This window comes from Curtobacterium sp. AB7 (assembly GCF_044909335.1).
GTDB lineage: Bacteria > Actinomycetota > Actinomycetes > Actinomycetales > Microbacteriaceae > Curtobacterium.
In genome coordinates this window covers 189733-214135 of the sequence record NZ_JBIYED010000003.1, presented here as the reverse complement: position 1 = coordinate 214135, position 24403 = coordinate 189733, and the positions used below count along the sequence as shown (strand labels likewise).

The 24403-nt window shown below is 71.1% G+C and carries 17 protein-coding genes and 1 pseudogene; 15 read left to right on the top strand and 3 right to left on the bottom strand.

The window, feature by feature from the left end; translation table 11 throughout:
• Nucleotides 1-22: 22 nt before the first annotated feature.
• Together ABH929_RS09520 and ABH929_RS09515 are read right to left on the bottom strand one after the other, a co-directional pair.
• On the bottom strand, nt 23-1930 hold the full coding sequence (locus ABH929_RS09520) for a glycoside hydrolase family 15 protein (RefSeq protein ID WP_404560997.1): 1908 nt from the start codon (nt 1928-1930) through the stop codon (nt 23-25).
• 97 nt (nt 1931-2027) lie between these two features.
• Complete coding sequence (locus ABH929_RS09515; protein ID WP_111085765.1) at nt 2028-3092, bottom strand: App1 family protein; 1065 nt, start codon at nt 3090-3092, stop codon at nt 2028-2030.
• A gap of 256 nt (nt 3093-3348) precedes the next feature.
• Here ABH929_RS09515 and ABH929_RS09510 point away from each other — a divergent pair, with 256 nt between their 5' ends.
• The 13 genes and pseudogenes from ABH929_RS09510 (at nt 3349) to holA (ending at nt 20399) form a co-directional block, all read left to right on the top strand.
• On the top strand, nt 3349-3879 hold the full coding sequence (locus ABH929_RS09510; protein WP_240347269.1) for a TetR/AcrR family transcriptional regulator: 531 nt from the start codon (nt 3349-3351) through the stop codon (nt 3877-3879).
• A gap of 216 nt (nt 3880-4095) precedes the next feature.
• Complete coding sequence (locus ABH929_RS09505; protein ID WP_404560996.1) at nt 4096-5019, top strand: ABC transporter ATP-binding protein; 924 nt, start codon at nt 4096-4098, stop codon at nt 5017-5019.
• Nucleotides 5016-5732, top strand: coding sequence for an ABC transporter permease (locus ABH929_RS09500; RefSeq protein ID WP_404560995.1), 717 nt, complete (start codon nt 5016-5018; stop codon nt 5730-5732). The genes ABH929_RS09505 and ABH929_RS09500 overlap by 4 nt, the downstream gene beginning before the upstream one ends.
• Nucleotides 5729-6457, top strand: coding sequence for an ABC transporter permease (locus ABH929_RS09495; protein ID WP_123313146.1), 729 nt, complete (start codon nt 5729-5731; stop codon nt 6455-6457). Before ABH929_RS09500 ends, ABH929_RS09495 begins: the two co-directional genes overlap by 4 nt.
• Nucleotides 6454-7374, top strand: a complete 921-nt coding sequence (locus ABH929_RS09490) for an ABC transporter substrate-binding protein (protein ID WP_404560994.1) — start codon at nt 6454-6456, stop codon at nt 7372-7374. The genes ABH929_RS09495 and ABH929_RS09490 overlap by 4 nt, the downstream gene beginning before the upstream one ends.
• A 274-nt stretch (nt 7375-7648) precedes the next feature.
• On the top strand, nt 7649-9061 hold the full coding sequence (locus ABH929_RS09485) for a cytochrome ubiquinol oxidase subunit I (RefSeq protein WP_404560993.1): 1413 nt from the start codon (nt 7649-7651) through the stop codon (nt 9059-9061).
• A 1-nt stretch (nt 9062) separates the two neighbouring features.
• Complete coding sequence (gene cydB, locus ABH929_RS09480; RefSeq protein WP_123340389.1) at nt 9063-10067, top strand: cytochrome d ubiquinol oxidase subunit II; 1005 nt, start codon at nt 9063-9065, stop codon at nt 10065-10067.
• 10 nt (nt 10068-10077) lie between these two features.
• Entirely contained in the window at nt 10078-11736 is a 1659-nt protein-coding gene (cydD, locus tag ABH929_RS09475) for a thiol reductant ABC exporter subunit CydD (RefSeq protein ID WP_404560992.1), read from the top strand.
• The gene (gene cydC / locus ABH929_RS09470; RefSeq protein ID WP_404560991.1) at nt 11733-13421 is read left to right on the top strand and encodes a thiol reductant ABC exporter subunit CydC; all 1689 of its coding nucleotides are present in this window, start codon (nt 11733-11735) and stop codon (nt 13419-13421) included. Before cydD ends, cydC begins: the two co-directional genes overlap by 4 nt.
• 50 nt (nt 13422-13471) lie before the next feature.
• Complete coding sequence (leuS, locus tag ABH929_RS09465) at nt 13472-16021, top strand: leucine--tRNA ligase (protein ID WP_404560990.1); 2550 nt, start codon at nt 13472-13474, stop codon at nt 16019-16021.
• Nucleotides 16022-16183: 162 nt separating this feature from the next.
• Nucleotides 16184-16942: a helix-hairpin-helix domain-containing protein gene (locus ABH929_RS09460; protein ID WP_404560989.1), complete on the top strand. Its 759-nt coding sequence runs from the start codon at nt 16184-16186 to the stop codon at nt 16940-16942.
• 741 nt (nt 16943-17683) lie between these two features.
• Nucleotides 17684-18760, top strand: a pseudogene (locus tag ABH929_RS09455) (ComEC/Rec2 family competence protein); the annotation flags it as partial.
• A gap of 619 nt (nt 18761-19379) precedes the next feature.
• A complete protein-coding gene (gene holA, locus ABH929_RS09450; protein WP_123292542.1) occupies nt 19380-20399 on the top strand; it encodes a DNA polymerase III subunit delta in 1020 nt (339 codons plus the stop codon).
• Between the two features lie 227 nt (nt 20400-20626).
• Here the strand turns inward: holA and rpsT are convergent, their stop codons facing one another.
• Nucleotides 20627-20887, bottom strand: a complete 261-nt coding sequence (gene rpsT, locus ABH929_RS09445; protein WP_111085752.1) for a 30S ribosomal protein S20 — start codon at nt 20885-20887, stop codon at nt 20627-20629.
• Between the two features lie 199 nt (nt 20888-21086).
• Between rpsT and ABH929_RS09440 the strand changes: the two genes are divergently transcribed.
• Nucleotides 21087-22253 carry a pyridoxal phosphate-dependent aminotransferase gene (locus ABH929_RS09440; protein ID WP_404560988.1) on the top strand — a complete coding sequence of 389 codons (1167 nt, stop codon included), beginning with the start codon at nt 21087-21089 and terminating at the stop codon, nt 22251-22253.
• A 276-nt stretch (nt 22254-22529) separates the two neighbouring features.
• Complete coding sequence (gene lepA / locus ABH929_RS09435) at nt 22530-24377, top strand: translation elongation factor 4 (protein WP_111085750.1); 1848 nt, start codon at nt 22530-22532, stop codon at nt 24375-24377.
• Nucleotides 24378-24403: the final 26 nt, after the last annotated feature.

Below are 24403 nucleotides of genomic sequence, written 5' to 3'. Positions count from 1 at the left end.
TTTCGTGGTCAGGACCACCGCATCAGGCGGGGGTGCCGGCGCGCTCGCCCTCGCCGGTCCACGAGCGGGTGCCACCGTCGTGGACGGGCAGCCGCGTGCGGTGCCCGGTCGACGCACCACGCGCCCGCGCGATGGCGTCCGACGCGGACACGAGCGTCAGGTGCGACAGCACCTGCGGGGTGTTGCCGACGTGGTGCCCGGTGGCGACGTCGATCTCCTCTGAGAGCATGCCGACGTCGTTGGCGTACCCGACGAGCACGTCCATCAGGCGCTCGGCGTCGTCGATCCGGCCTGATGCCGCGTACTGCTCGACGAGCCAGAACGAGCACGCCAGGAACGGGTGCTCCGCGCCCGTGAGGCCGTCGAACCCCGACGACGTCCGGTACCGCAGCACGAGGCCGTCGGAGCCGGTCGACAGGTCCTGCTCGATGGCGGCGACGGTGCCGGTCATGCGGGCGTCGTGCGCGGAGACGTACCCGATCTGCGGCAGGACGAGCAGGCTCGCGTCGACCTCGTCGGTGTCGTAGTGCTGCCGGTAGCTGCCGCGTGCAGCGTTCCAGCCGTGCTCCTCGATCTCGGCCCGGACCTGGTCGCGCAGGGTGCGCCAGCGGTCGACGGGCCCTTCGAGACCGAACTCCTCGACCGCGGCGACCCCACGGTCGAACGCGGCCCAGATCATCGCGCGCGAGTGTGTGAAGTGCCGTCGCGGGCCGCGCATCTCCCAGATGCCGTTGTCGGGCTCCTGCCAGTGCTCCTCGACGTAGCCGAGCAGGGCGCGCTGCAGGGCCCACGAGTCGGCGTTCTCCTCGACCCCGAGCTCGCGGGCGTCGTGCAGGGCCGCCAGGACCTCGCCGAACACGTCGCCCTGGTACTGCGTGTACGCGCCGTTGCCGACCCGGACGGGCGTCGAGCCGGCGTACCCGGGCAGGTGCGGGAGCTCCCGTTCCGGCAGTTCACGCTCCCCGGCGATGCCGTACATGATCTGCACGTCGGCGGGGTCACCGGCGATGGCGCGGAGCAGCCAGCCGCGCCAGTGCGCCGCCTCGTCGCGGTAGCCGTGCGCGATGAGCGAGGCGAGGGCGAGGGAGGCGTCGCGGAGCCAGACGTAGCGGTAGTCCCAGTTGCGTTCGCCGCCCGGGTCCTCCGGCAGGCTCGTGGTCACGGCGGCCACCACGCCGCCGGTCTCGCCGTGGGTCATCGCGCGGAGCAGCAGGAGGGAGCGGCGGGCGGCGTCGGCGTAGCGACCCTCGGTGCGCGCCGTCGCCATCCAGTCCGTCCACCACGTCACGGTCCGGTGGAGTTCGGCGTCGACGTCGACGGGTTCCGGGGGTTCGCGGTGCGAGGGGTACCAGGTGAGCACGGTGTCGAGCACGTCGCCGTCGTGGATCGTCGCGGTGGCCGTGTGCCGGTGGTCGGAGGCCCGGAAGCGCGGGCCGCGAACGATGACCGACCCGGGGCCGGCGGTGGCGAGCAGTGCCGGGTCCTCGTCGCCGCCGATCTGGCGTACCCACGGCAGCGCGAGGGCGTAGTCGAACCGGATGCGCAGGGTCTGCTGCACCTCGACCGAGCCGCTCAGGCCGCGGACACGGCGGACGATGGACGGCCGGTGCGCGCCGACGGGCATGAACTCGGTCACCTCGACGACCCCGTCCGCCGTGGTCCACACCGTCGACAGGACGAGGGTGTCGCCGAGGTACTTCCGGTGCGCCGTCGCCGCGGGGTCGCTCGGACGGAGCGTCCAGTGCCCGTGGTCCTCGGTGCCGAGCAGCGAGGCGAACGTGGCGGCGCTGTCGAAGCGCGGCAGGCACGCCCAGTCGATCGTGCCGTCGCGGCCGACGAGTGCGGCGGTCGAGGTGTCGCCGATGACGGCGTGGTCCTCGATCAGGTTCGGGGGAGTCGCGGGAGACGCGGGTGCTCGCTCGGTGCTCATGCCCCGATCGAACACCCGGAGGCCGAGCGTCGTGGCCGCGCGGACGGGCCGCCGGCCGTCTGGCGGCCACGTGCCGTCGGCGTGCCTGAAGCCTCGCTCAGGCCGGGTCGGAGGCGTCCGCCTCGGCGAGGCCGACGCGCGCGAGCTCGGACCAGAGCCCGGCGCCGTCCGGCGCGTAGACCCACGGCGCCGAGGTGTCGCGGGAGCGTTCCTGCGCCCGGGAGCGTCCGCCGGCCAGGACCGCCTCGCTCGTGGACAGCTGCCGGATGGCGACGCCCGCGACGTTCTCCGGGTGCTCGCGGGCGAACTCGCCGTACAGCGACTCGTCGTGCTGGCCGTCGTCGCCGACGAGCAGCCACTGGACGTCCGGGAAGTCCTTCGCCAGACGCCGCAGGTTCTGCTGCTTGTGCAGCTGCCCGCTCCGGAAGAACCGGTCGTGCGTGGGCCCCCAGTCGGTGAGCAGGAGCGTGCCGGACGGGTACATGTTGCGGGTCAGGAAGCGCTGCAGGGTCGGCGCGACGTTCCAGGCCCCGGTGGACAGGTACACGGTCGGGGAACCGGGGTGCTGCGCCTGCACGCGTTCGTAGAGCACGGACATGCCCGGCACGGGGCGGCGGGCGTGCTCGGTGAGGACGAACGAGTTCCACGCGGCCAGCATCGGACGGGGGAGCGAGGTCACCATGACGGTGTCGTCGATGTCGGACAGCAGCCCGAAGCGGGTGTCGGGGTGCACGACGAACACGTCCGCCTCGACGTCGCGCCCGCCGCCGGCCGACAGGCGGACGGTGCGCCATCCCGGCTCGAGGTCGATCGGCACGATGGTGTCGACGACCCCGCCGCGGTCGGTCTCGACGACGTGCGAGACGCCGCCGGCGGTGACGGTGACCTCGGCGTGGTCGACCGCGACGCTCGTGAAGCTCTTCCACCCGCGGACGCCGGCGTACGAGACGTCGGAGGCGAGGCCACGGCGGGTCAGCAGCACGCGGCAGAGGATGCGGACCCATCCGGGAGCGCCGTAGCCGGTGTAGGGGACGACGGTCGGGACCAGTCCACGGCTTCGGGCGCGGTGCTCGCGGAACTCCTGGACGGCGTCCTCGATGCGGGCCGCGCGGTGCAGGAGGGGCTCGGCCAACGACGGCTCGTGGGGCGTCGGGTCGGGCATCGCCCCATCATCCCATGCAGGACCTGGAAGTCCACGTCCCGCGGCACCTGTGGTGAGTCGCAGCCATGTTCCAGCCGGTCTCTGCGAAAATCGTCCTCGTCACACCAACGAACCGCGCTGGAGCGCAAGAGGAGAACACGTGCTCGTCACCGAGGTAACGAACGCTCTGCCGGGGGGATCATCACTGCTCAGGAACGAGCCGGTCCAAGCCCGCAGTTCGGCGCGCCTCGCGGGTCTGCTCGACGCTGCTGCGGCGGTGATCGACGAGATCGGGTTCGAGCGACTCACGACCGCGATGGTCGCCGAACGGGCCGGGGCCTCCATCGGCACCGTCTACCGCTACTTCCCGGACCGCATCGCCGTGGTCGACGCCCTCGCCATCCGGTGCACGCAGCGGCTCGCCGCGCGCTTCGTCGCAGCGCTCGACGCGAGCGGCGCGGAGACCTGGCAGCAGGCCTGCGACGTGCTGATCGACGAGACCGCGGAGCTGTACCGCACCGAGCCCGGCTTCCGCGCGATCCGCTTCGGCGACACCGCGGACACCGGCACCGGTGACGCCGAGGACCGCATGGGCGCGCTCGGCGCCGCCGTCGGGCAGATCATGCGCGACCGGTTCGGGCTGCCCGAGAACGAGCGCATCGCACGGGCCTGGGTGGTGCTGGCCGAGTCCGGCCACGCCGTGCTGGCGCGGGCGCACCGCGACCGCGAGCACCCCGACACGGCGCTCATCGCCGAGTACCGCACGATGAGCCGCGCCCACCTGGAGTCCGTGGTCGCAGCCGGCTGAGCGCCGCGGGGTCCCGCACCCACCCGACGACGCCCGCGCCCTCCGAACAGGAGGCGCGGGCGTCGTCGTCCGCGCGGGTTCCGTCGTGCGCTCGGCCCGGTCCACGGCGGTGCGCACCTGTCCGGGACGCGCCGCGTGCCGGAACGGGTGAACCGCTGTCGGACCCGACGGGTACTCTCATCCGGAGTCGGGCTACCTCCGAACAGAAGGGCACCCATGATCGAGTTCCGCTCGGTACGAAAGACCTACCCGGACGGCACCACCGCGGTCGACGACTTCGACCTCGTGATCCCGTCCCGGACCACCACCGTCTTCGTCGGTTCCAGCGGCTGCGGCAAGACGACGCTGCTCCGGATGATCAACCGCATGGTCGACCCCACCTCGGGTTCCGTGCAGATCGACGGATCCGACGTCTCCGGCGTCGACCCCGTGAAGCTCCGGCGGAGCATCGGGTACGTCATGCAGAACTCCGGTCTGCTGCCGCACCGCAAGGTCGTCGACAACATCGCGACCGTGCCCCTGCTCACCGGGGTGTCGAAGGCCGACGCCCGTACGCGTGCGCTCGAGCTCATGGACACCGTGGGACTCGACCGGGCGTTCGCCGACCGGTACCCGTCCCAGCTGTCCGGTGGGCAGCAGCAGCGCGTCGGTGTGGCCCGCGGCCTGGCCGTCGACCCGAACATCCTGCTCATGGACGAGCCCTTCGGTGCCGTCGACCCGCTGGTCCGAAACGACCTGCAGGACGAGCTCATCCGCCTGCAGCGCGAACTCGGCAAGACCGTCGTGTTCGTCACGCACGACATCGACGAGGCGTTCAAGCTCGGCGACCAGGTCGTCATCCTGAAGAAGGGCGGCGAGATCGCCCAGCAGGGCACGCCGTCCGAGATCCTGGCCGAGCCGGCGGACGACTTCGTCGCGAACTTCATCGGCGTGGGCCGCGGCCGTCGGTCGCTGCGCGTCGAGCACACCCCCACGGGCCCCATCGTCGTGGACGGTGACGGCCGCGCCGCCGGGGTCCTCACCGGACCGGTCAACGTCGTCGACGCCGCCGCCGCGGTGCCCGCCGACACCGCAGCGAACCAGGCCGGAGCGTCGCAGCACGCTCCGGGTGCTCCGGCGCAGGGTGGGGGCACCCGGTGAAGTGGGTGCTGGCGAACCTCGACACGATCCGTGACGCCACGGTCGCGCACCTGGCCATCGCCATCCCGCCGATCGTCATCGCGTTCCTGCTCTCCATCCCCGTCGGCTGGCTCGTCGTCCGACTCCAGCGCCCCGGGGGATCGCGATTCGCCTCGGGCGTCGGCAGCGGCATCGTGACGTTCGCGGGGCTGCTCTACGCGATCCCGTCCCTGGCGCTCTTCGTCGCGCTGCCGAGCATCATCGGCACCGGCCTGCAGAGCCCGGTCAACGTCGTGATCGGTCTGACCCTCTACGGGCTCGCGCTCATGGTGCGGTCGACCGTCGACGGCCTCACCTCGGTGGACTCGGGGACGAAGTCGGCCTCGACCGCGATGGGGTACTCGTCGGCGCAGCGGTTCTTCCGCGTCGAGCTGCCGCTCGCAGGGCCCGTGTTGCTCGCCGGACTGCGGGTGGTCTCGGTGTCCACCATCTCGCTGACCACCGTGGGTGCGGTCCTCGGCATCCAGAGCCTCGGGTCGCTGTTCACGGACGGCCTCGGCCGTGGGATCTACGAGGAGATCATCTCCGGCATCGTCATGGTCCTCGTGCTGGCGTTCGTGCTCGACGGACTCCTGGTGCTGCTCGGCCGGATCGTCATGCCATGGACCCGGACGACCTCGGTGTCGCGCCGACGGACCCGCCGTGTCCTGCAGGCAGCGGAGGTCTCCTCGTGATCATCGGACAGGCCTTCGCCTGGGTCTTCGACCCCACCAACTACTCCGGCTACAACGCGATCCCCGGGCGCCTCTGGGAGCACGTCTGGATCACCCTGCTCGCCGTGGTGATCGCCTCGGTGATCGCCGTGCCGATCGGGTACGCCATCGGCCACACGCGTCGCGCACGGGGCTTCTCGATCGCGGTGTCCGGGGGGATCCGCGCGCTGCCGACGCTCGGCGTGCTGTCCCTGTTCGGTCTCCTGCTCGGCATCGGTCTGCAGGCTCCGCTCCTCGCGCTCGTCGTGCTCGCCATCCCCTCGGTGCTGGCCGGTGCGTACTCGGGCATCGAGTCGGTCGAACCCGTGACCGTCGACGCCGCCAAGGCGCAGGGCATGACGGGGTGGCAGATCCTGTGGAAGGTCGAGGTGCCGCTCGGCCTGCCCCTGCTGATCGGCGGGTTCCGCGCAGCCGTGCTGCAGGTCGTCGCCACAGCGACGCTCGCCGCCTACGTCGGTGCCGGTGGCCTCGGCGGCTACTTCTTCCTCGGTCTGAAGACCCAGGACTACGCCGAGATGCTCGGCGCTTCAATCCTCGTGATCGCGCTCGCGATCGCGTTCGAGATCGTGTTCGCCGTGCTCCAGCGTGCGTCGGTGCCGAAGGGCACCGCCGACCCGTCTGCCCGGCAGCGCCAGGGATCGCGCGAGCGAGCCCGCAATCCCATCCCGGAAGGAAATCCATCGTGATCACAGCAAAGATCCGTGCGGGCGTCGCAGCAGCGCTCGCACTGGGCGTCGCCGCCGCCCTGACCGGCTGCGCGTCGAGCGACCCGCTCGACAGCGGCTCCAGCGCGTCGTCCGACTCCAAGACGATCGTCGTCGGCTCCCAGCAGTACTACTCGAACGAGATCATCGCCGAGCTGTACGCCCAGGTCCTCGAGAAGAACGGCTTCGAGGTCAAGCGCAACTTCAACATCGGGCAGCGCGAGGTCTACATCCCGCAGCTCGAGAAGGGCGCGATCGACGTCATGCCCGAGTACAGCGGCAACCTGCTGCAGTACTTCGACAAGGACTCGAAGGCGAAGACCGCCGACCAGATCGACGACGGCCTCGAGACGGCCCTGCCGAAGGGCCTCCGCGTCCTCGACGAGGCCGAGGCGACCGACCAGGACAGCTACACCGTCACGAAGAAGTTCTCCGAGGACAACGACGTGACCAGCCTGGCCGACCTGAAGAACGTCACGTCGAAGCTCACCGTCGGTGCGAACTCCGAGTTCCAGACCCGTCCGTACGGTCCGAAGGGCCTGAAGTCGGTCTACGGCGTCGACGTCGACTTCAAGGCGGTCGAGGACTCCGGCGGAGCCCTGACGGTCAAGGCGCTGAAGGACGGCACCGTCCAGCTCGCCGACATCTACAGCGCCGACCCGAGCATCAAGGCGAACGACTTCGTCACGCTCGAGGACCCGGAGAACCTGATCCTGCCGCAGAACGTCATCCCCGTCGTCTCCGACAAGGTGAACGACAAGGCCGCTGACGCGATCGACTCGGTCAACGAGAAGCTGACCCCCGAGGCCCTGATCGAGCTCAACACCAAGAGCACGGCGGACAAGGAGAAGGCTTCCACCATCGCCAAGGAGTTCCTGACGGAAGAGGGCCTGCTGTAACAGCAGTCCTCGTGCGTTAGACGACAGGCGTCGGGTAACTGCCCGGCGCCTGTCGTCGTTCCCAGGAGCGGCGATCGGCACATCCGTGCCGCACGGTTGTGCCGTGCAATGCGCCTGCACGTTCGTGCACGGAACATTTCTACAAGTTGTCGAACTCGGCGGTGACGCGGTACCGTTGAAGAGTCCCAACGGCTGTGACATCTGATGTATCCGTTCCACAGGAAGACACTGACGTGCACCGACTGCGCGCGGCGACCCGACTGGGAAGTGCCGCATGACCGACCTCCTCGACCCGCTCATCCTGTCGCGATGGCAGTTCGGTCTGACGACCATCTACCACTTCCTCTTCGTCCCGCTGACGATCGGCATGGCCGCCGTGGTGGCCGTGTTCCAGACCGCGTGGTACCGGACCGGTCGCGCGCACTACCTGCAGTTGACCCGGTTCTTCGGACGCATCTTCCTGATCAACTTCGCGATGGGCGTCGTGACGGGCATCGTGCAGGAGTTCCAGTTCGGCATGAACTGGTCGAACTACTCGCGCTTCGTCGGTGACGTCTTCGGTGCACCCCTCGCGCTCGAGGGGATCCTGGCCTTCTTCTTCGAAGCGGCGTTCATCGGCGTCTGGATCTTCGGCTGGGACCGCTTGCCGAAGGGGCTGCACCTGGCGAGCATCTGGTGCGTCAGCGCCGGCACGATCATGTCGGCGTACTTCATCATCGCCGCGAATGCGTTCATGCAGCACCCGGTCGGCTTCTCGATGAACGAGGCCAAGGGGCGCGCGGAGCTCACCGACATCTGGGCGGTCCTCGGCAACAAGGTCGCCCTGGCAGCCTTCCCGCACACGTTGTTCGCCTGCTTCATGGTCGCCGCGGCAGTGATCATCTCGGTCGCGGCCTACCACCTGGCGCGGAACCAGAACCTCGAGACGATGATGCCGGCGCTCAAGTTCGGCATGTGGACCATGGTGGCGGCGGGCGCCCTGACGGTGCTCACCGGCGACCAGCTCGGCCTGACCATGGTCGACACCCAGCCGATGAAGATGGCCGCAGCCGAAGCGCTGTACAACACGGCGACCGGCAAGGACGCCTCGTTCTCGGTCTTCACGCTCGGCACCCCCGACGGCGTGCACGAACTGTTCTCGATCCGGGTGCCCTACCTGCTGTCGTTCCTGTCCACGCACACCTTCAACGGCACGGTCGAGGGCATCAACGACCTGCAGGCGCAGTACACCCAGGTGTACGGGCCCGGCGACTACAAGCCGATCATCTGGGTGACCTACTGGTCGTTCCGCTGGATGATCGCGCTCGGCGTCGGTGCCGTCATGGTGTCGCTCGCCGGCCTCTGGCTGACCCGCAAGGGCCGCTTCCCGACGAAGCGCTGGATCTGGCGCGTCGCTACCTGGACCGTCCCGCTCCCGATGGCCGCGATGATCGTCGGCTGGATCTTCACCGAGATGGGTCGCCAGCCGTGGCTCGTGTTCGGGTTGCTCAAGACCAGCGACGGCGTCTCGCCGAACGTGACCGGGCTCGAGGTCCTCATCTCGCTCGTCGTGTTCACCGTGATCTACGGCTCACTGGCGGTGGTCGAGTTCAAGCTCATCAAGAAGGTCGCGCAAGAGGGCCCTGCCGCACCGGCAGCGGTCGACGAGGAGACCGGCGAGGTCAAGCACGAAGTGACGGTGTACTGAGATGGATCTGCCTGTCCTCTGGTTCGCGATCGTCGGCGTGTTCTTCGTCGGCTACTTCGTCCTCGACGGCTTCGACTTCGGTGTCGGCATGTCCCTGCCCTTCCTGGGCAAGGACGACACCGATCGTCGGGTGCTCATCAACACGATCGGCCCGGTCTGGGACCTCAACGAGACGTGGGTCATCGTCGCCGGCGCCTGCCTGTTCGCGGCGTTCCCCGAGTGGTACGCCACCATGTTCTCCGGGTTCTACCTGGCGCTGCTGCTCATCCTCGCGGCGCTGATCCTGCGCGGTGTCTCGTTCGAGTACCGCCACCAGAACAAGCACCTCGAGTGGAAGCGTCGCTTCGACCTGATGATCATCGTCGGGTCCGCCCTGCCGTCCTTCCTCTGGGGCGTCGCGTTCGGCAACGTCGTCCGCGGGATCCCGATGGACTCCGGGCACAACTACACGGGGACGCTCTTCGACCTGCTCAACCCGTTCGCACTCCTGACCGGCGTGGCGACGCTGCTGGTGTTCTTCACGCACGGCGTCGTGTTCGTCGCGCTGAAGACCGAGGGCGAGATCCGCGAGCGCGCGAAGCGCCTGGCGACCCGGGCCGGCATCCTGACGATCGTCGTCGGCGCCGCGTTCCTGGTCTGGATGGCGTTCGTCCGGGCGACCCCGGCCTCGCTCGTGCTCTCGGTGGTCGCGGCACTCGCACTCGTCCTGGCCGTGCTCTGCAACGCCTGGGGCAAGGAGGGCCGGGCGTTCACGCTCATGGCCGTCACCATCGCCGCGATCGTGCTCGCCATGTTCACGGCGATCTTCCCGGACGTCATGCCCGCCACGAACGACCCGGCGAACAGCCTGAACGTGTACAACGCCTCGAGCGGTTCGTACACGCTGACGGTGATGAGCTGGGTGGCGCTGATCTTCGTCCCCCTCGTGTTCGCGTACCAGGCCTGGACGTACTGGGTGTTCCGCAAGCGTGTCTCGCGGGCCCAGGTCACCCAGGCCGCGCACTAGGCAGGCGACGGTGAAGCCGCTCGACCCGCGACTCCTGCGCCTGTCGCGGACGGCGCGCGGCTTCATCGTCGCGGCCGCCGGCACCGGCGTCCTCCGCACGGTCGCGACCATCGCGATCGCGTGGGGGATCGCCGCCGCCGTGACCCTCGGCATCGACGCGGTCCAGGACGGCCGTGTCCCGGGCACCTTCGGGCAAGCGCTCGCGGTGCTGGGCGGCGCGTTCGTGCTCCGTGCCGTGGCGGCCTGGGCGACCGACGACCTTGCGGCCCGCGCCGCCGCGAAGGTGAAGAGCGAGATGCGCACCACGGTGCTCGCCCGCGCCGCCGAGCGGGGTCCGTCCTGGCTGGCGGGCCGATCGAGTGCGGGGTTCGCCACCACCCTCGGGCCCGGCCTCGACGCGCTCGACGCCTACTTCGGTCGCTACCTGCCGCAGCTCGCGCTCACCGCGATCGCCACACCGCTGCTGCTGGTCGCGATCGGCCTCGGCGACCTGACGAGCGGGTTGATCATCCTGTTCGCCCTGCCGGTCATCCCGGTGTTCATGATCCTGATCGGACTCGCGACCCAGTCGTTGCAGCGGAAGCAGTCCGACGCCCTCGCCAAGCTCGGCGGCGCCTTCCTCGAGGCCGTCGAAGGCCTTGCCACCCTCAAGGTGTTCGGTCGGGCCCGGCGCCAGGTCGGCCGCATCGGCGCCGTCACGGACGAGTACCGTCGCGGCACGCTCGGGGTGCTCCGGCTGTCGTTCGTCAGCGGGTTCGCGCTCGAGCTCGCCGCGAGCCTGTCCGTCGCCCTGGTCGCGGTGTCGATCGGCATCCGGCTGGTGGACGGCTCGCTCGGGCTCGGCGCCGCGATGTTCGTCCTGGTCCTCGCCCCCGAGGCGTTCGCCCCCATCCGCCAGGTCGGCGCGGACTTCCACGCCGCCCAGGACGGCGTCGAGGCATCGGCAGCGGTCCTCGACGTCCTCGACGACGGCACGGAGCCCGCGCCGCACCACGACACGGACCCTGCGGCGACCGCTCCGGCTGCCACGGCGTTGGCCGTGCACGGTCTGACCGTCCGCCGGCCCGACGTGGTGATCGGCCCGCTCGACCTGCACGCCGACCCCGGCACCGTCGTCGTGCTCGCCGGTCCGAGCGGCTCGGGCAAGTCGAGCGTGATCGCCGCGCTCCGCGGCGTCCTGCCGCACGACGGCACCGTCGTCGTCCCGGGCGCCGCGGGCACGACCACCGTCGGCCGCACCACCTGGGCCGACCAGCGCCCCCGCCTCGTGCGCGGGACCGTCGCCGAGAACGTCGCGCTCAGCGCGACACCCGACGCCGTGGACGTGCAGACCGCGTTGCGCGACGCGGGGCTGGGAGTCGACCCGGGCCTCCCGGTCGGCGCCGGCGGCAGCGGACTGTCCGGCGGCCAGGCGCAGCGCGTCGCCGTCGCGCGGGCGCTGTACCGCGCGCGCCGTGTCGGCACACCGTTGGTCCTGCTCGACGAACCGACGTCGGCGCTCGACGCCGAGGCCGAGGCCCACGTCGTCGCCGCGATCCGCGGCCTGGCAGCCGACGGCGCGGTCGTCGTGGTGGCCAGCCACCGACCGGCGGTCGTGGCCGCGGCCGACGTCCGCGTCGACATCGGCACCGGTGGATCGGTCACCGTCCGGACGGGGGTGCGCGCATGAGCCAGGAGGCCCGTGGAGCGTCCGTCCTGCGCCTCGCGATGCCGCGCGGGTCGGGCTGGGCGAAGGCGGTCGCCGCCGGTGCGCTCAGCGCGGTCTGCGCCGTGGCGCTCCTCGCCGCGAGCGGCTACCTGATCACCCGTGCCGCGGAGCACCCGCCGATCCTCTACCTGACCCTCGTGATGGTCGGCGTGCGGGCGTTCGCACTCGGGCGTGCGGCGCTGCGCTACGTCGACCGGCTCGCCGGGCACGACGCGTCCTTCCGGCAGCTCGCGGTGGTGCGCACGGAGATGTACCGGCGGCTCGCCTCGGTCGCACCGGCTGGACTCGGCAGCACCGGCCGTGGCGACCTGATGACCCGCCTGGTCACCGACACCGACCGGCTGCAGGACCTGCCCATCCGCGTCGTCGGGCCGCTGGTGTCCGCCGGCGTCGTCGCCGTGTCGTCCGTCGTCGCCGTGGCGATCGTGTCGGTGCCGGCCGCCCTCGTGCTCCTGCTCGGACTGGCGGTCGCGGCACTGCTCGGGTCGGTCGTGACGCGCGCGATCGCCGAGCGCTCCGACCGTGTGACCGCGGCGGACCGTGGTCGGGTGGCCGACCTCGTGCTCGACACCGTGCGGACGCTCGACGTGTTCGCGGCCTACGGCACCCTCGACGAGCGCCTGGCCCACATCGCCCGTCTGGACGCCGGTGTCACCCGTGCGGTCCGCCGCCGTGGCACGGTCGAGGCGCTCGTCGGAGCCCTGGTCGGGCTGGTCGGCGGCGGCGCGGTCGTCGGGATCCTGGCCGTCGGTGCACCCGCCGTGGTGTCCGGGGCGCTCGACGGTCCGCTCTGGGCGCTGACCGTGTTCGTGCCGCTCGCGCTGTTCGAGGTCGTCGGCGGGGTCCCGCTCGCCGTCCTCACGCTGCGCCGGGTGCGCGCCGCCGCCGAGCGGGTCGAGCAGGTCGTGCCGGCACGGGTGCCCGCGGGCATCGTGCCCGAACCCGAGCAGGACGCCGACCCGGCCGAACTGACGGTGTCCGGGCCGGTCACCGTGGCGGTGCGGGACCTGACCGTGCAGTGGCCCGGAGCCACGACGCCGGCGGTCGACGGGGTCTCGCTCGACCTGCACCCCGGCGAGGTCGTCGTGCTCGAAGGGCCGAGCGGCGCGGGGAAGTCCACCCTCGTCGATGCGCTCGTCCGGTTCGTCGACCACCAGGGCTCGTACACGATCGACGGGGTCTCGGCGAAGGACATGCACCCCGACGTCGTCCGTGCCCGCATCGGGCTCATCGAGCAGGACCCGTTCGTGTTCGACCAGTCCGTCCGACAGAACCTGCTGTTCGCCCGCGAGACCGCCACCGACGACGAGCTGCTCGCCGTGCTCGACCGGGTCGGCCTCGGGGAGTGGGTCGGGCGTCGTGGCGGGCTCGATGCGTCGGTGGGGGAGCGCGGGGGCCTCGTCTCCGGCGGGCAGGCGCACCGGCTCGCCCTGGCACGCGCGCTCCTGCACGCGTTCCCCGTGCTCGTGCTCGACGAACCCACGGCCGACATCGACCCGGACCTCGGCGACGCCGTCCTGCACGACCTCGTCACGACGGCCCGCGCAGCGGGCCGGACGGTCGTGATCGTGTCGCACGTGCCGGTCCGGGCCGACCTGGTCGACCGCACCCTGCGGATGGCCGCCGGCCGCCTGCTCGTCGGGTGACCCGACGGGCGGACGCTGGACGGGCCTCCCGGCTTGTATCGTTGACGTCCGTGACCACCGAGCAGCACGCCGAGGACCCGAACGCCTACGATTTCCGTCGTATCCAGGAGAAGTGGCAGCCCCGCTGGGAAGAGCTCGGGCTCTTCACCACCGACCTGGACGACACGCGTCCGCGCAAGTACATCCTCGAGATGTTCCCGTACCCGTCCGGCGACCTCCACATGGGGCACGCCGAGAACTGGGCCCTCGGCGACTTCGTGGCGCGCTACTGGCGCCAGCAGGGCTTCAACGTCCTGCACCCCATCGGCTGGGACTCCTTCGGCCTGCCCGCCGAGAACGCCGCGATCAAGCGCGGGGTGGACCCGAAGGACTGGACCTACGCGAACATCGCGCAGCAGAAGGCGTCCTTCAAGCGCTACGCGCCGTCCTTCGACTGGAGCACCGAGATCCACACCTCGGACCCCGAGTACTACAAGTGGAACCAGTGGCTGTTCCTGAAGATGTACGAGAAGGGCCTGGCGTACCGCAAGGACAGCTGGGTCAACTGGGACCCGGTGGACCAGACCGTGCTCGCGAACGAGCAGGTCCTGCCCGACGGCACCTCGGACCGCTCCGGCGCCGTCGTCGTCAAGAAGAAGCTCACGCAGTGGTACTTCAAGATCACGGAGTACGCCGACCGCCTGCTCGACGACCTCAACCAGCTCGAGGGACGGTGGCCCGCCAAGGTCATCGCGCAGCAGCGCAACTGGATCGGCCGGTCGGTCGGCGCCGACGTCGACTTCGTCATCGAGGGCCGTGACGAGCCCGTCACGGTGTTCACGACGCGTCCCGACACGATCCACGGCGTGACGTTCCTGGTCGTCGCACCGGACTCGGACCTGGCAGCGTCGCTCGTCTCGTCCGCTCCGGACGACATCCGTGCCGCGTTCGACTCGTACCTGGTCGCCACCCAGAAGACGTCGGAGATCGACCGGCAGAACGCGGACCGCCCGAAGACCGGCGTGCCGCTCGGCCGCTTCGCGATCCACCCGCTCACGGGGGAGCGCCTGCCGATCTGGGCCGCCGACTACGTGCTGGCCGACTACGGCCACGGCGCGGTCATGGCCGTGCCGGCGCACGACCAGCGCGACCTCGACTTCGCCCGGGCGTTCGACCTGCCGGTGAAGGTCGTCGTGGACACGATGGCCGCCGTGACCGGGGCGATCCCGGTCATCGACCCTTCGGCTCCGCCGGTGGACCTGCCGTCGCTCGATCCCGTCGCCACGGGTGAGGCGCTGACGGGGCAGGGCCGGATGATCAACTCCGGCTCGCTCGACGGCATGTCGAAGCAGCACGCCATCACCGCCGCGATCTCCCTGCTCGAGGAGCGCGGGACCGGTCGTGCCGCCAAGACCTACCGCCTGCGCGACTGGCTCATCTCGCGCCAGCGTTTCTGGGGCACCCCGATCCCGATCATCCACGGCGCCGACGGCAGCGAGCACCCCGTGCCGCTCGATCAGCTGCCGGTGCGGCTGCCCGACACCGAGGGCCTCGACCTCAAGCCCAAGGGCACCTCGCCCCTCGGCGGTGCGACGGACTGGGTCAACGTCACGAACCCCGTCGACGGCACCCCGGCGCTCCGTGACACCGACACGATGGACACCTTCGTCGACTCGTCGTGGTACTTCCTGCGCTTCCTGGCCGCCAACGACGACACGCAGGCGTTCGACCCCGCCATCGCCCGCAAGTGGGCCCCGGTCGACCAGTACATCGGCGGGATCGAGCACGCGATCCTGCACCTGCTGTACGCGCGGTTCGTCACCAAGGTGCTCTTCGACCTCGGCTACCTCGACTTCACCGAGCCGTTCTCGGCACTGCTCAACCAGGGCATGGTGCTGTCCGGTGGCTCGAAGATGTCGAAGTCGAAGGGCGGTGTCTCGCTCGGCGACGAGCTCGACGCGAACGGCGTCGACGCGATCCGCCTGGTGATGGGTTTCGCCGGCCCGCCCGAGGACGACATCAACTGGGAGGACGTCTCGCCGTCCGCCTCGGCACGCTTCCTGGCCCGCGCCTACCGCCTGGCGGCCGACGTCACGTCGACCCCCGACGTGGTCTGGGCCGAGGGCGACCGTGCCCTGCGCCAGGTGACGCACCGGTTCCTGGCCGATGCACCGGGCCTGATGGAGTCGTTCAAGTTCAACGTCGTGATCGCGCGGCTCATGGACCTGGTCAACGTGACCCGCAAGGCGATCGACAGCGGACCCGGTGCCGCCGACCCCGCCGTGCGCGAAGCCGTCGAGACCGTCACGCTCGGCCTCGCCGTGTTCGCGCCGTACACCGGCGAGGAGATGTGGGAGCAGCTCGGGTACGAGGCCACCGTCGCGCTGCAGGGTTGGCGGAAGGCCGACCCGACGCTGCTGGTGCAGGAGACCCTCACCGCCGTCGTGCAGGTGAACGGCAAGGTGCGTGACTCGTTCGAGGTGTCGAAGTCGATCGAGCCGTCCGAGCTCGAGGCACTCGCGCGGGACTCGGCGAACGTGCAGCGGTACATCGGTGACCGCGAGATCGTGAAGGTCATCGTGCGGGCACCGAAGCTCGTCAACATCGCCATCAAGGGGTGATCAGGGGACGGCGCGGGCCGACCACGGGATGGGCGTTCTGCCGTCCACAGGGTGGGCGGTCGGCGTGCCTCTCCACAGCCCTGGACTCCGGAGCCCGGCCGATCGGCCGGGCTCCGTAGCGTTCGGGGCATGTCGTCGCCCTCGTCTCCGGACCCTCGGTCGGTGGACGGCACGGCCGCATCGGGACGCGTGCTCTGGTCGCGCCTGGTGCTCTCGCCGAGGGCTGCGGTGGTGCTGGCCGGGGTCGTCGTGGTGGTCGCGCTCGTGGTGGTCATGGTCGGGTCGCTGACGGGGCGTGGTGGTGCAGGGGCGGGTGGGGTCGTCGTCAGTGGAGCGCCGACTGCCGCCGCGCCGACTGCCGGCTCGTCCACCGCCGCGGTGCCGACCGCTGGTTCGTCGACCGCTGGTCCTGCACCTGGTGCGGCGTTCGTGGTGGTGCACGTGCTCGGGGCGGTCGAGCGCCACGGCGTGGTCCGCCTGCCGCCGTCGAGCCGGGTGACCGACGCGATCGAGCGGGCCGGCGGCGCGACGGCGGACGCGGACCTGGACCGACTGAACCTGGCTCGGGTCCTGACCGACGGGGAACGGCTGTACGTGCCGCGCGTGGGCGAGGACGAGGTGCCGGCGGCGCTGGATCCGGGCGACGGCGGTGCGGCGGCGGGCGGCGGCGACGGGGCGGGCGCCACGGGCGCCACGGGTGCCACGGCTGCCGCGGGGACCGGCGCTGACTCCGTCGTCGACCTGAACAACGCCGACCAGACTGCGCTCGAGACCCTGCCCGGCGTCGGTCCAGGGCTGGCCGGCCGGATCCTCGCCTGGCGTGACGAGCACGGCCGTTTCACCGCGGTCGAGGACCTGCTCGACGTCAGCGGCATCGGCGACGTCCGGTTCGCGGAGCTCCGCGACCGCGTGCGGGTCTGAGCCGTGCCCGTGCAGCTGCGGCCCAGCGCGACGGACCTGCGGGTGGCGGTGCCGGTGGCGATCGCCTGGATCGTGACGGCCGTGCTCGTCGGGGGGCCGGCGGCAGCGCCCGTCGTCGGGACCGTGGGGGCCGTGCTCGCCGGCGGGAGTGCGATCGTCACAAGTCGTCGTCGACCGGGCCGTCATCGCCGGATCGCGACGGCCTGCGCCGGCCCGGTGCTCGTCGCGGCGGCGCTGACCGCGTTGCTCGCGGTGTCGGTCACCGTCGGGGAGACCCGACGAGCGCCGGAGGTGCTCCGGCCCCTCGCCTCCGGGTCGGGCGCCGTCTCCTTCGAGGCGGCCCTGTCGCGCGACCTGGGCCCGGGTGACCGCTCCGTGCTCGCGACGCTCGAACGTGCCGACGCGGTACGTGCGCTGCGCGTACCGGTCCGGCTCGTGCCGCCGGGCGACCGTGCGCTCGTGCCGCCGGGCGACGATCCCGACCGGGTGCTCGCCGCGGGCACGCGGGTGACCGGCACCGGGACGATCGAGGCCGACGTGCCGGGTTCCGCGACCGCGTTCGTGCTGTTCCTCCGGGGTGTGCCCGCCACCGAGCCACCCGGAGGGCTGCTCGGGGCCACCGACACCGCCCGCCGGGCCTTCGTCCGTGCGACGGCCGACCTGCCCGAGCCCGGAGCTGCACTCCTGCGCGGACTGGCGATCGGCGACCGGTCCGGTCTCGACGCAGCGACCGAGGCGGCGATGGAGACCTCGGCGCTGACCCACCTGACCGCGGTGTCCGGGGCGAACTGCGCGGTGCTCGTCGGCCTCGTCGTGGTGATCGGGCGACTCTGCGGGATGCCTCGGGGGCTCCGGGCGGCGTCGGCCGTCGCCGTGCTGCTCGCGTTCGTGGTGCTCGTGCGCCCCGACCCGTCGATCGTCCGGGCCACGGTGATGGCGGTCGTCGTGTTGGTCGTGCACCTGTCCGGCCGCCCGGTGCGCGGTGTGCCGCTCATCGCCGTGGCCACGATCGGCATGCTGGTGGTCGACCCCTGGTTCGCGCGGTCGTTCGGGTTCGCGCTGTCGGTGCTCGCCACGACCGGCATCGTGGTGCTCGGGCCACCGCTCACAGCGCTGTTCGCCCGACGGCTGTGGACCCCGGTCGCCGCTGCCCTCGCGGTGCCGGTGGCGGCGCAGGTCGCCTGCTGGCCCGTGACGATCCCGCTGTCCGCGGCGCTGCCGACCTACGCGGTGCCGGCGAACCTGCTGGCCGAGCCCCTGGCACCGATCGTCACCGTCGTCGGCCTCGGTGCGTGTCTGCTCGCGCCGGTCTGGCCGTGGGGCGGGTCGGTGCTCGCAGCCGTCGCCTGGGCCCCCGCGTCGGCGGTCGGCGGCATCGCCCACGGCGCAGCGCTGCTGCCGTACGCGTCGGCGCCGTGGCCGGGTGGGACCGCCGGGGTGGTCGGCGCCGTGGTCGTCAGCGCGTGCCTCGCGGTCGCCGTGCTGAGCACTCCGACGGTGCGGAGCCGCCTGCTGCTCGCCGCGGGAGTCGTGGTCGTGGTCGGTGTCGCGGCCGTCGCGGTTCCCGTGCTGGTCGTCCGCGGTACCGTCCCGCCTGACTGGGCGGTCGCGGCGTGCGACGTCGGACAGGGTGACGCCGTGCTGGTCCGTGGCGGCGACAGCACGGCGCTGATCGACACCGGGGACGACCCGGACCGTCTCCGGGTCTGCCTCGACCTGCTGCGGGTCCGGCGGATCGACCTGCTCGTCCTCACGCACTTCGACCGCGACCACGTGGGGGCGGTCGACGAGGTCGCGGGCATCGTCGACACGGCGCTCGTCGGACCCGTCGGCCGTGCGTCGGACAGCCGCGTCGTGCAGGACCTGCAGCGCGGTGGCGTCGACGTCCGGCAGGCCGACGACCGGGTGTCCGGCGTGCTCGGGCCGCTCGGTTGGCGCGTGGTGTGGCCGCGCGCGGGCAGCGCGGACGCCGGCAACGACGCGAGCATCGTGCTCGTGACCGAATCGCCGCCCGGTGACGGCTGCCCCACGTGCCTGTCCGGGGTGTTCCTCGGCGACCTGGGGGAGACCGCGCAGCGTCGGGTCCGCTCCGGCAGTGCGCTCCCCGACGGACCCGTCGACGTCGTGAAGGTCTCGCACCACGGCTCGGGCGACCAGGACCCGAAGCTGTACCGGCAGCTCGCGGCCCGCGTCGGACTCGTCGGCGTCGGCGCGGACAACACCTACGGCCACCCGACACGCTCGGCGTTGTCGATGCTCGCATCGTCCGGGACCGCCGCGTACCGGACCGACGAACTCGGCACCGTCGTGGTGCGTCGGGCGGCCACCCACGACCTGCGGGTGTGGACGGAGCACACGCCGTCGGCGGCCGCCCGTAGGATCGTCGGAGCACTCGTCGCACCGGTACCGTCCGGGTCGGCACCACCGGAAGGACCGCATGCCCGCCAAGAAGCCCGCACGCGCCGCAGCGAAGATCGACCAGGTCCCCTGGTCGGGGATCCGCCCGGCCCCGGTCGTGCTCGTCACCGGGCCCGAGGCGTTCCTGGCCGACCGGGCCAGCAGCGTGCTCAAGGACCTGCTCGTGGGCGAGGACCCGGCGCTCGAGGTGCACGACCTCGAGGCCGATCAGTACGCTCCCGGGCTGCTCGCGACCCTCGCCAGCCCGTCGTTGTTCGGCGAGCCGCGACTCGTTCGGGTCACCAACGTCGAGAAGTGCACCGACGCCTTCATCACCGAGACCATCTCGTACCTGCAGGCCCCGGCCGACGACGTCACCCTGGTGCTCCGGCACGGCGGCGGGGTGCGTGGCAAGAAGCTGCTCGACACGATCCGCAGCGGGGTCGGCGGTGGGGTCGAGGTCCTGTGCGACGAGCTCAAGCGCGAGACCGACCGCATCGACTTCGTGAACGCCGAGTTCCGCGCCGCCCGTCGCAAGATCGCGCCGTCGGCGGTCCGCACCCTCGTGGTCGCCTTCGCGGACGACCTCGCCGAGCTCGCCGCCGCGTGCCGGCAGCTCCTGGCGGACGAAGCGCAGGAGATCACCGACAAGGTCGTCGACAAGTACTACGGCGGTCGCGTCGAGACGAACGCGTTCAAGGTGGCCGACATCGCCCTGGCCGGACGGTCCGCTCCGGCGATCGTCGAGTTGCGGCACGCGCTGGCGACGGGCGAAGCCCCGGTGCCGATCGTCGCGGCGTTCGCGAGCAAGATCCGCACGATGGCGAAGGTCAGCGCCTTCCGCGGGCCGAGCGGCCAGGCAGCGTCGGCGCTCGGCATGGCCCCGTGGCAGGTGCAGCGCGCGCAGCGTGACGTCGCCTCGTGGAGTGAGACCGGTCTTGCGAACGCGATCACGAGCATCGCCGAGGCGGACACCGCGGTGAAGGGCGGCTCGCGCGATGCGCACTACGCACTCGAGGTCATGGTCCGCACCATCGCCCGACGCGGCGAGGCGCGCTGAGGCGACCCGCGCCTCCTGGCCGTCGAGCGGTCGTCGCGCGCCCACACCCGCGCACGTGGTGAGCAGAAATGGTCGAGTGCCGACCTGCCACCCGACCATTTCTGCTCACGAAGCGTGCGGCCCGCCGCACCCGCCACGCCCGACCGCCCCACCCCGCACGCCACACCCCGCACACGACGAAGGCCCCACACCGAACGGTGCGGGGCCTTCGTGCTGCGCTCAGGAGATCAGAGCGACGCAACCTTCTTCGCGATGGCCGACTTGCGGTTCGCGGCCTGGTTGCGGTGGATGACACCCTTGCTCACGGCCTTGTCGAGCTTCTTCGACGCGGTGGCCAGGGCGGCAACGGCCTTGTCCTTGTCGCCAGCGGCAACGGCGTCGTTGGTGTGACGGATGAACGTCTTGAGCTCCGACTTGTAGGCCTTGTTGCGCTCGGTGGCCTTGAGGTTGGTCTTGATGCGCTTGATCTGCGACTTGATGTTCGCCATGTGTAGCTCCTGCTTCGTCTCGTACGGGTGGGCGCGACCGCGGGGTAGAGGGGCCCTCGGTCGCATCGCGTTCCACCCGTGGGCGGGGAACGCGCAAGCCAGCCACCAACATTACCAGGCGAACGGCCCGCCACCAAAGCACGAAACACCGCCGGATCGGCGTGATCTCGCGGCAACATGCACCGGATACGGTGACGGCATGCCATCCCTCGCGCCTCGGATCGACACCGTGCCCGCCTCCGGCATCCGGAGGGTCTTCGAGCAGGCAGCGCTGCTGCAGTCCGCCGGCACCGCGGTCACGATGCTCGTGATCGGCGAACCGGACGTGCCCGTGGCGCCGCACATCGGCGACGCGGCCCGTCGTGCGTGGACCGAGGACCGCACCGACTACACGCCGAACGGCGGCATCGCACCCCTGCGCGAGGCGATCCGCGACAAGCTCCGCCGCGAGAACCGCATCGAGGCCGACCTCGAACAGATCTGGATGACGATCGGTGCGACGCAGGCCCTGTTCCAGGCGATGACGCTGACGCTGAGCCCCGGGGACGAGGTCCTGGTGCCGGACCCCGGCTACACGACCTTCACGATGAACGCGCACATCCTCGGGGCCACGCCGGTGCCGTACCGGCTCGAACCGCAGCACGGGTTCGAACCAGACCTCGAGGCACTCGAGGCGAGCGTCACCGAGCGCACCCGCGTGCTCGTGGTGAACTCGCCGTCGAACCCGCTCGGCTCGGTGTTCGGCGAGGACACCCTCCGCGCGCTGCTCGCCTTCGCGAAGCGGCACGACCTGTGGGTGATCAGCGACGAGGTCTACGAGTACTTCACCTACGGCACCCGCCACGTCAGCCTGGCTGCGCTCGACGAGGACGACCGGGTCTTCTCCGTGTTCTCGCTCAGCAAGACCTACGCCATGACGGGTGTCCGGGTCGGGTACCTCGTCACGCCGAAGGGCCTCGGGTCGACGATGCGCACCACGCAGGAGGCGATGATCAGCTGCGTCGCCGAACCCGACCAGTACGCGGCGCTGGCGGCGATCGTGGGGGACCACTCCGCGGTGCGCGACGCCCGCGAGCACTACCGCGCGAACCTCGAGGTGGCGAAGGAGGTCCTCGACGCCGCCGGGATCCGGTACCTCGACCCGCGCGGCGCCTTCTACCTCTGGGTCGACGTGTCGCACGCCTCGGACGGCGACGTCGCGACGTGGGCGCTCGGTCTCCTGCAGCGCGAGGCCGTCGCGGTCGCGCCGGGCAGCGCCTTCGGCCGCTCCGGCGAGGGCTGGATCCGCGTCTGCTTGGCCGCCACCCCCGACGACCTGCGGCGCGGCCTGGGTGCGCTGCCGGCGCCAGCACGCGCCGCCGTCTGACGGGCGGTCGCGGCCAGGAGGCCCGGTGCCGGTCGGCGCGACAGCGCACGGTGCGCAGTCCTCCACCTGGTGCGAGGATGCTCGCCCCGTGCCGTGCAGCATCCGGTCACGGGGCGGTCAACCGCGCACGGGCCCGCCGACCTCGCACCGTGCGGGGCCGGCGCACCGGGGCGAGGGCGCACCAAGCGCGCATCGCACGTCGCGCAGCCACGCCGTGCCTCCAGAGCGGGTGAAGCATGGGAGACTGGGCCGACCGTCCGACCCACCTGAGGAACCGTGAGCCCACAAGCATCCGCTCCGCTCGAGCCCGCCGCGACCCCGGCCGGCGCGATCCGCAACTTCTGCATCATCGCGCACATCGACCACGGCAAGTCCACGCTGGCCGACCGCATGCTGCAGATGACCGGCGTCGTCGAGGAGCGCGCGATGCGCGCGCAGTACCTCGACCGCATGGACATCGAGCGCGAGCGCGGCATCACGATCAAGTCGCAGGCCGTCCGCATGCCGTGGGAACTCGACGGTGAGACCTTCGCGCTCAACATGATCGACACCCCCGGGCACGTCGACTTCTCGTACGAGGTCTCCCGTTCCCTGGCGGCGTGCGAGGGTGCGATCCTGCTCGTCGACGCTGCCCAGGGCATCGAGGCGCAGACGCTGGCGAACCTGTACCTGGCGCTCGAGAACGACCTCGAGATCATCCCGGTCCTCAACAAGATCGACCTGCCGGCAGCGGAACCCGAGAAGTACGCGGCCGAGCTCGCACAGCTCATCGGCGGCAAGCCGGAGGACGTCCTGCGCGTCTCCGGCAAGACGGGCGTCGGCGTCCCCGAGCTCCTCGACCTGGTGGTCCGGCGCGTGCCGGCACCGGTCGGCGACGTCGAGGCCGCGCCGCGCGCCATGATCTTCGACTCGGTCTACGACAGCTACCGCGGGGTCGTGACCTACATCCGGATGATCGACGGCTCCATCAAGCCGCGCGAGAAGGTCCAGATGATGTCGACCAAGTCGACACACGAGATCCTCGAGATCGGGGTGTCGAGCCCCGAGCCGATCCCGACGAAGGGGCTCTCCGTCGGCGAGGTCGGGTACCTCATCACCGGCGTCAAGGACGTCCGCCAGTCCAAGGTAGGCGACACGGTCACGAGCGCGCAGAAGCCCGCGACCGACGCCCTGCCCGGGTACACGGACCCGAAGCCGATGGTGTTCTCGGGCCTGTACCCGATCGACGGGTCGGACTACCCGGACCTGCGTGACGCGCTCGACAAGCTCAAGCTGTCCGACGCGGCACTCGTGTACGAACCCGAGACGTCGGTGGCGCTCGGCTTCGGCTTCCGCTGCGGGTTCCTCGGGCTGCTCCACCTCGAGATCATCACCGAGCGGCTCTCGCGCGAGTTCGGCCTCGACCTCATCACGACCGCGCCCAGCGTGATCTACGAGGTCACGAACGAGGACAACTCCGTGACCGAGGTCACGAACCCGTCCGAGTTCCCCGGCGGCCGCATCGTCGAGGTCCGCGAACCCATGGTCCGCGCAGCGATCCTCGCCCCGAAGGACTACGTCGGCGCGATCATGGAGCTGTGCCAGTCGCGCCGCGGCTCCCTGCTCGGCATGGAGTACCTCGGCGAGGACCGCGTCGAGATCCGCTACGAGATGCCCCTCGGCGAGATCGTGTTCGACTTCTTCGACCAGCTGAAGAGCAAGACGCAGGGCTACGCCTCGCTCGACTACGAGCCCATCGGCGACCAGGCGGCCGACCTCGTGAAGGTCGACATCCTGCTGCAGGGCGACCAGGTCGACGCGTTCAGCGCGATCGTGCACCGCGACAAGGCCTACGCCTACGGCACGCTGATGACCGAGCGGCTGCGCAAGCTGATCCCGCGCCAGCAGTTCGAGGTCCCGATCCAGGCGGCGATCGGCGCGCGGATCATCGCCCGCGAGAGCATCCGCGCGATGCGCAAGGACGTCCTGGCGAAGTGCTACGGCGGTGACATCACCCGCAAGCGCAAGCTCCTCGAGAAGCAGAAGGAGGGCAAGAAGCGCATGAAGACCATCGGCCGGGTCGAGGTCCCGCAGGAAGCCTTCATCGCCGCGCTCTCCGGCGACGTCGAGGAAAAGAAGAAGTAGCGCCGAGAAGAAGAAGGAGCGACGGG

What these genes read in the sequence shown, in the direction of transcription:
- ABH929_RS09520 (WP_404560997.1), bottom strand. Translation starts at nt 1,930, where the DNA reads ATGAGCACCGAGCGAGCACCCGCGTCTCCCGCGACTCCCCCGAACCTG.
- ABH929_RS09515 (WP_111085765.1), bottom strand. Translation starts at nt 3,092, where the DNA reads ATGCCCGACCCGACGCCCCACGAGCCGTCGTTGGCCGAGCCCCTCCTG.
- ABH929_RS09505 (WP_404560996.1), top strand. Translation starts at nt 4,096, where the DNA reads ATGATCGAGTTCCGCTCGGTACGAAAGACCTACCCGGACGGCACCACC.
- ABH929_RS09485 (WP_404560993.1), top strand. Translation starts at nt 7,649, where the DNA reads ATGACCGACCTCCTCGACCCGCTCATCCTGTCGCGATGGCAGTTCGGT.
- cydB (WP_123340389.1), top strand. Translation starts at nt 9,063, where the DNA reads ATGGATCTGCCTGTCCTCTGGTTCGCGATCGTCGGCGTGTTCTTCGTC.
- cydC (WP_404560991.1), top strand. Translation starts at nt 11,733, where the DNA reads ATGAGCCAGGAGGCCCGTGGAGCGTCCGTCCTGCGCCTCGCGATGCCG.
- holA (WP_123292542.1), top strand. Translation starts at nt 19,380, where the DNA reads ATGCCCGCCAAGAAGCCCGCACGCGCCGCAGCGAAGATCGACCAGGTC.
- rpsT (WP_111085752.1), bottom strand. Translation starts at nt 20,887, where the DNA reads ATGGCGAACATCAAGTCGCAGATCAAGCGCATCAAGACCAACCTCAAG.
- ABH929_RS09440 (WP_404560988.1), top strand. Translation starts at nt 21,087, where the DNA reads ATGCCATCCCTCGCGCCTCGGATCGACACCGTGCCCGCCTCCGGCATC.